Consider the following 6,645-nt stretch of genomic DNA (forward strand, 5'->3'; position numbering starts at 1 on the left):
ATCGGTGGAGCTGCATGACAAAGTCATCGGGCATTATCTGAACATAAAACACTATCAATAAGTTGGAGTCATTACCTTGCCTTACATTTTTCGCTTGCATTACTATTTACGTTGCTATCAGTGGCTGGTAGCAACCATGATTTAGCAGGAGTTGTATCTCAATTATTTTTTATTTTCATGGCTGCATTTTATTTCTTTAGGGCAATGAGGGCCTTTCTGAACATCATTAATGTGATTGATAGCTGTAGAAGGTGAGGCAGGATAAGCCCCCCATTAAGCTTGGACTGTTTCCCACACAAGAACTACTTTAGGTCGAAACCTGGGGTATACCCATAGTTGACCTATGTAGATTGGTCTGGGGTTAACTTTTTTATCAACGCAACAGCTTCAGCTTCCGGCATGGCGAACTGCACACGATGGCGCGCTGCGACATCGAGCGCAAACACCTTCGTATAGACCTCCGTCGAGCTAATCGATTTGTGGCCCATCAGGCTCTGCAGCACTTTCAGCGGAATACCGGCGTACAGCATGTGCATCGCGTAGGAGTGACGGAACGTATGGGGGGTCACCGGTACTGAGAACGTCACCCCGTCGGCCGCTGCGGCCTCCACCGCTTCGCTAAGCCAGGTGCGGACGGTACGGTCTGTGATCTCCCAGATACGCGCCTTCTCAATTCTGCCGGTGTGCTTGTTTCGTCTTTCCAGCGGAATTTTCAGGGTGGCCACCATCATCTGTAGCTGGCTGACGTAGTGGTGATCGGAAAGCGGAACAAGACGATGGACCTGACTGCCTGCGGGAGCACGACCTGCCGTCCTGGCCGCTTTCTCGGCGCGCTGCTTGAGCGTGGCCAGCTGCACGAACGGATACGGCGGCGTCAGTGAAAAATCCCCCCGGGTCAGCGCGAGCGCTTCATTAATGCGCGCGCCGGTGTTCCACAGCGTCGCCAGCAGCATCTTGCGGTGAAGATCCGGCACGTAATGGAGCAGGGCGCTGACTTCCGGCGCCAGCAGGTATTTCGGCAGTTCATCCTGCACGAGCGCCATCTGGCGCAGGGCGAGGGCGGCAGGGTAATCGATGGCCACCGGAAGCAATGTTCCGGGAGATGACGGAGATCCAACTGGAACCAGGTTATTCATAATTTCTGTTAACTTTTTTCTTTGCCGAGAATTTTCTTCGTAATATTACCGGAGTCAGGATGACTAACCAGCCAGCGACGGCCAGCCAGAAAACAGACGAAGTCGCAAACAAAACTACCCCGTCAGTGATTACAGACACTATATTTTCGGGCACTGGTTTCAGTCCTCTTCAGTGTGTGGCTATGGAACGGGAACATTCATGCCCCCAACATCCACTTGATAAAGTCCAGAAAAGTCACCACGCCCCCCCAGAACAGGATCAGGTCGCGGTATTTATCCCACAGGTTAAAAAAGGGATGTGCCTGCAGGTCAACGAGCTCCTCACTTTGTGAGGCAAGATCCCTTTCCAGCTCCAGGATTCTTTTCTGCGACTGAGCACACAGGGTAGCCAGCCGGATGACCCCGGTTGCCCGTTGCGCCACCTCCAGGTCTGAATCCCCGATCTGCGGCAGAGACAGTGTTTCTGCCCGCAGTGGCAGGGCATCACATTTCTCGTCCGGGAGCTGGCCCCCTTTTCTGTGCCACAGATGATAAAAAGGACGATTCTTATGTGAAGCAATCAACTGTTTTTGCGACCGTTTTTTGCCTTCGAGCTGCACGATTTTTTCCTGCAGCCCGCGATAAAAGTCTTCCAGACGGCGTACCCCGGATGCCAGTGGCTCCACCTGGAGCGTTGAATACCTGCCCCGCGGCAACTGTAGTTCGTCTGCCCGCAGCGGCATTGAGCTGGTTTCCCCGGCCGGGAACCGGAAACCCATTGCGTGCCACAGCCTGTCCCTCCGGATCTTGTTTTCTTCTTTTTCTTCATCAACCTGGGAAATTTCAATCGGCAAACCCCGGGTTTCTGGCGGAAGGCCTCTGGCCCAGAGCACAAACTGCTGCGTGCTCCAGCTACTCAGGCCGTGTCCCTGCAGGCGCCGTTCCAGTCTGAACTCATCTGTAAACAGATGCAGGGCCTTCTGTTGAGGCCAGTAGATTGCAGTGAAAGCCTGAGTCTTCGTCTGTTCGGTATCGGCCAGGTACAGTATCATTATGCAGGAGACCCGGTACAATCCGTCGGGAAAATGGTCAGAAGTTGGCCCCCACGATTGCTCCCTGCACAGAATGACGATCAGATTTTCCTCCTGGCGGGTACTGTTATTTGTAATGATCTCCGGCAATGTCACGAGCCACATTGTTTTGTCCTTAACTGTCCGGGTCACGCAGTCGGTCATGTTTTTTCCCTGGAGGGTTATACCCCGGTGCTGTCAGCAGTTATCGGATAGGGGAGTGTCCCCTGCCCCCACGAAAGCCTGCAGAGCATCCGCTCCGGAGGGCAGTTCATGCTGAGGGTTAATCTCTGCGTCAATGGCTTCGTTTTGACATCCTCCCCGTCCTTCAATGTCAAATTCCCCAGAACATCAGGTTTATCGCATTTTTGATGTCATTTTCCCGGTGGCTGAGATCGGCCACTTCCTCCCCGGTGACGGAGGCCGTGACGCTGGCCATGTCCGTGGTCATCAGGCGGTAGCTGTCGTCTCCGATGTGCACCACCGGATAGAGTTCACGGGAAACCTTATCCGACAGCAGCCGGGCGCTGGCCAGCGGGATCACCATCCGTCGCCCGGGGGTATCGATGATGTCACTCTGCACATCCACGAACAGACGATAGCGGCTCTCACTTTTATAGGCATAAACCTTAAACTGCATCTCACCAGTCCCTGTTTTCGTCGGCGAATGAACCGTTCATATCAATAAAGCGGGCAACCTCGGCCATCCCTTCCTGATTTTCAGCCTGCCAGCGTTCGGCACGCAGACGACGGGCCTCATTCTGCATGGCCCTGTTCACCAGGGAGGAGATATTGACGTCTGCGGATTTCAGTAACTGATAACTGTCGCTGTCTATGGTGACAGTGATGCGCTGCTTCATAATGCACTCCGGAATACATACTAATGATATGCATATCAGTATAGCGTAAGGATGCAGCTGACTCACGCCCGCCTGAAACATACTGTTATGTCGCTATTAATTTCACTTCGTGAAATTCACATACAAAATAATCACCTTAGAGATAACAAGCAGCCATACAGCCACGCCGTTAAATTACCTGACGGCTGTTCCGTCCTGATCCGACTTTTCACCTATAACGAAGTTTCCGGAAGTGTACCACGCCCACGGAATAACCACAGCGCCCTTTCAGGGTGGTGAGCGGCCGGTCACGGGGCAGGGGAGGGGCACAACATATATGGTCACTGACAGCTGGAAACACCGCTACATCTTGTGTTTCCGGGCCGCTGCGCGCCGGCGGGGCTGAATCAGATCCGGAACTGGTATTTTTCGGATCTGTGCAAAATGAAGAGAGTGACGCTGGAATCATAACCTATCTTATGCATCAAATTTAGCCTTAAAAATGCAGATATAAAATATTGCATCACAATTTTACATATGAGATGCTGACACCAGATCGCAGTCAGAAGTTGTTAACAGGATGCCAGTAATGAAAGATGCTAAATCAAAAGACCTCTCTGAGTTATTTAACACCATTACGGTGCGTAATGTGCCAGCTGATGTTGATGAAGCTATCACGAGGCAGGCTAAAGCCGCCGGCAAATCAAAGAGTGATTTTGTGCAGGAGTTTCTGACGGCAACATTTGGCGATCTGATCGGCAATTTCATCCGCACCAGTGAACTGGTTGCCCTGATGGACCAGGAAATGGCGAGGATGGCCGGAACAGTACTGAGCGAGCATGTTTATGATCTGGAGATGACTCAGGCCGGCCACCGGGAGTTCTGCCGTATTCTCGGGATAAAAAACAACGATGATTTGCAGCGCATTATGCTCGCGGGGATGCCATACCTTCAGATCCGCGCCGGACAGCTGAGAGGGATTGACAGCCTGGCAAGGGGGAACTCCCTGTATGCCGCACTGCTGGTCAACGGGGCGTCCCGGGATGAAGAGACGGTACAGGCGCTTCACCGGTCACTTTTTAATATGTTCCCGGAAACTGTTTTTCAGGAAATGATTAATGAACTGCGAAAGGCAATGCGCATGGACGCTTTTGAATGGTCGCTTATCTGAGACAGATATAAACGAGAAAAGCCACCCCGAGGGATGGCTTTTCCGGTACTAACTTTAACGCACGGGTCCGAAGAAATCCGCGCCTTGATGGGATAAATCTACCAGTTACTGGTACGCCCGTCAACCTGACCCTCAGTTTAGCCCGGGAGGGCTGTATGCAGCTGGAAGACTATATCTCGGCCGGGCGGCTGAACATTTACACTGACGTGCTGAAGCTGAAACCTGGTGAAGAACTGGGCGGGTATAACTGGAACAAAGCCGTTTCCGCCGCCATGCAGCCGCTGATGCACTGCCTTGAGGTGACGCTGCGTAACGCCATCGATTACAGTATTCGCCATGCCCGGCTGCCCGGCGCTGCCGGACACTGGCGAACCGATACCAACTGGATCTTTGATTTACCCCGCTATATCGGTGACAAGACCTGGATACGCCAGAACAAGCGCTACAAAACCGATGCCCGTGGCCAGAAGCTCATGCATCACGGGAAACCGGTTTATGACCGGACAGCCTGGGAAGAAGACTGTATCCGTAAGGTGTCAAAACGTATCCGTGCTGCGGGCAAGGCGCCGACGGCAGAGCGGGTGATCTCCGGTCTGGACTTTGGTTTCTGGACCAATTTTCTCACGAAAAACTACGATGAACCGCGGAACCGCTCGCTCCTGTGGCCCCAGTTGCTTCCGTCGGTGTTCCCCGGCGCCCCGGCCGGCACCCCCCGTCACGTGCTGGAAAAGAAATTTACCCGTATCCGTGACTTGCGTAACCGCCTGGCGCACCATGAAGCAGTCTGGAAATTCCAGGAGGAAGATCCGGTTACCGGTGCGCCGGATTACAACCGCCCGGTATATGGTCTTCAGGCGTCCCTGCAGCTGTTGCGTCGGGCATGGAAAGATATGCTGGAGGCTCTCAGCTGGCTCAGTCCTGCAAGGCATGCTGCGTTTCTGGCAGAAGGTCATCATCTGCGTTTCGAGGCACTGGCCACGCACGATGGTTTGCTGAGTTTCACCGGACGGGCACAGCTGATGCACGACCTGAACGTGCGGCGCAGTAAAGAGATCAGAAAATTATTGCGGGGGCTCGGACAGCAAAAAATCATCCGCCTGACCAGCCGTACCCGGATCATTGCCATTATTGGTCCCGATTTTATCCGTACCCTCTGACCTTTCCCCTACCTTGTGGCAGGGGATTTTTCACAAAACACTGAAAGCTGAACGGCTTCCGTTGCCATTTTCAGCAGGACATGAGGCACGTCCCACTTGCTTTCCGCATAGCCAGACATGCCATGCTGACGCAAAGCGTTAGTCGCTCATCCACTGAACCGTAAGTTGCTTATTAATGGCAGATACATCATCCGGCATAGCCAGAAAGTAAAAATGAGGTGTTCCAGACCGCTTCAGTACCTCATAACGATGGGTCCCGTCCCCGAAATGAAATCCACCATCTTCGTGCACAGATAACAGGACCGGTGAAACAGGCCATCCTTTTGCGATATGCAGTATGGCCTTTCCGAGTTTCGGGTTGGTAAGTTCCACCCAGAGGCTGGAATCTGTCAGTCGAAAGAAGGAATTAATAAGCGGGTCAAAATCAGCAAAAGAGGCTTTCCCCAGCACCAGAGAACTGAGATCAATTTGTTCACAGTCAGCAGGCTGCAATACCCGTGGACCAGGAAGGTAAATCGAATGTCTGCGCCCCGGAACAGACAGATCCCAGTTAATGTCTGTCTGTCCTGCCGTTGGCCATCTGTCCGGAGACAACCCCTCCAGGGCATCAATCTCATCATCTGAAATCCGGAACAATTCTTCCCGGGGATCAGCTCTAAACAATGAACTCAACGCCTCAGCCCACATATCGCGAGCGTCATTGTTCTGGTCATCTGTCATTGCCATGTTCTCCTGTATAAAGAGGCCACACTATTCGCCTTTGCACGCTCTGGAGCCTAATACAGGCATGTGGTAATCCGCACCAATAACTGGCTTCCGATTATGCCTTTTGGGACGACACCTGGACCGGACAGGTCCAGGGTCGGTATAACTGTCTGAACCGATTACGTTAAGCCGTTACGGACCGGTTAAGTGCCACAATTTCATCTTTGCTTCCCCTCCAGCTTCCAGCCCCGGTATTTTTATACGAAAAAGGATGCACAAAGCCTTACGATCCGACTTAGACAGAAATCGGATCTTCGAGTTAAGGGAAGGAAATCAACGCAAGAATGGCAATAATAATTATTTATTATTGCTGTATAAGCACTATTGTCCTAAATGCAACAATTATGATTATTTGTTATCTTAATAGTTAAATATCAAACTGCTTACCACTCGCTCTCATTCGTAATCTTTTAAATACGTTTCAGATGCAGATCAAAGAATGATTAACCGGTGGGTAATGGTGCCAACTTACTGATTTAGTGTATGATGGTGTTTTTGAGGTGCTCCAGTGGCTTCTGTTTCTATCAG

Annotated in this window: 8 protein-coding genes and 1 pseudogene; 3 read left to right on the forward strand and 6 right to left on the reverse strand. The window is 52.0% G+C overall.

Annotation, left to right across the window (positions count from 1 at the left end):
* Positions 1-61: IS1 family transposase (locus tag QMN38_RS27120; protein WP_071528444.1), on the forward strand; the 61-nt coding region annotated here is incomplete at its 5' end.
* Between the two features lie 280 nt (positions 62-341).
* On the opposite strand, the gene QMN38_RS26115 is transcribed toward QMN38_RS27120, so the two are convergent.
* The 5 genes and pseudogenes from QMN38_RS26115 to QMN38_RS27125 all read right to left on the reverse strand — a co-directional run.
* Positions 342-1,136: a site-specific integrase gene (locus QMN38_RS26115; protein ID WP_016240356.1), complete on the reverse strand. Its 795-nt coding sequence runs from the start codon at positions 1,134-1,136 to the stop codon at positions 342-344.
* Positions 1,137-1,333: 197 nt separating this feature from the next.
* On the reverse strand, positions 1,334-2,350 hold the full coding sequence (locus QMN38_RS26120) for a hypothetical protein (RefSeq protein WP_063216424.1): 1,017 nt from the start codon (positions 2,348-2,350) through the stop codon (positions 1,334-1,336).
* Between the two features lie 169 nt (positions 2,351-2,519).
* On the reverse strand, positions 2,520-2,825 hold the full coding sequence (ccdB, locus tag QMN38_RS26125) for a type II toxin-antitoxin system toxin CcdB (RefSeq protein ID WP_064158621.1): 306 nt from the start codon (positions 2,823-2,825) through the stop codon (positions 2,520-2,522).
* Position 2,826: 1 nt separating this feature from the next.
* Complete coding sequence (gene ccdA / locus QMN38_RS26130; protein WP_064158620.1) at positions 2,827-3,045, reverse strand: type II toxin-antitoxin system antitoxin CcdA; 219 nt, start codon at positions 3,043-3,045, stop codon at positions 2,827-2,829.
* A gap of 208 nt (positions 3,046-3,253) precedes the next feature.
* Positions 3,254-3,463: pseudogene (locus QMN38_RS27125) on the reverse strand (hypothetical protein); the annotation flags it as partial.
* Between the two features lie 150 nt (positions 3,464-3,613).
* Between QMN38_RS27125 and QMN38_RS26135 the strand changes: the two are divergent.
* Positions 3,614-4,195, forward strand: a complete 582-nt coding sequence (locus tag QMN38_RS26135) for a hypothetical protein (RefSeq protein WP_009654315.1) — start codon at positions 3,614-3,616, stop codon at positions 4,193-4,195.
* A gap of 155 nt (positions 4,196-4,350) precedes the next feature.
* On the forward strand, positions 4,351-5,352 hold the full coding sequence (locus tag QMN38_RS26140) for an Abi family protein (protein WP_009654304.1): 1,002 nt from the start codon (positions 4,351-4,353) through the stop codon (positions 5,350-5,352).
* Between the two features lie 138 nt (positions 5,353-5,490).
* Here QMN38_RS26140 and QMN38_RS26145 read toward each other — a convergent pair whose 3' ends face one another.
* The gene (locus tag QMN38_RS26145) at positions 5,491-6,078 is read right to left on the reverse strand and encodes a hypothetical protein (RefSeq protein WP_323579320.1); all 588 of its coding nucleotides are present in this window, start codon (positions 6,076-6,078) and stop codon (positions 5,491-5,493) included.
* Between the last annotated feature and the right edge of the window lie 567 nt (positions 6,079-6,645).

This window comes from Citrobacter sp. R-1.5.2 (genome assembly GCF_035064245.1).
GTDB lineage: Bacteria > Pseudomonadota > Gammaproteobacteria > Enterobacterales > Enterobacteriaceae > Citrobacter.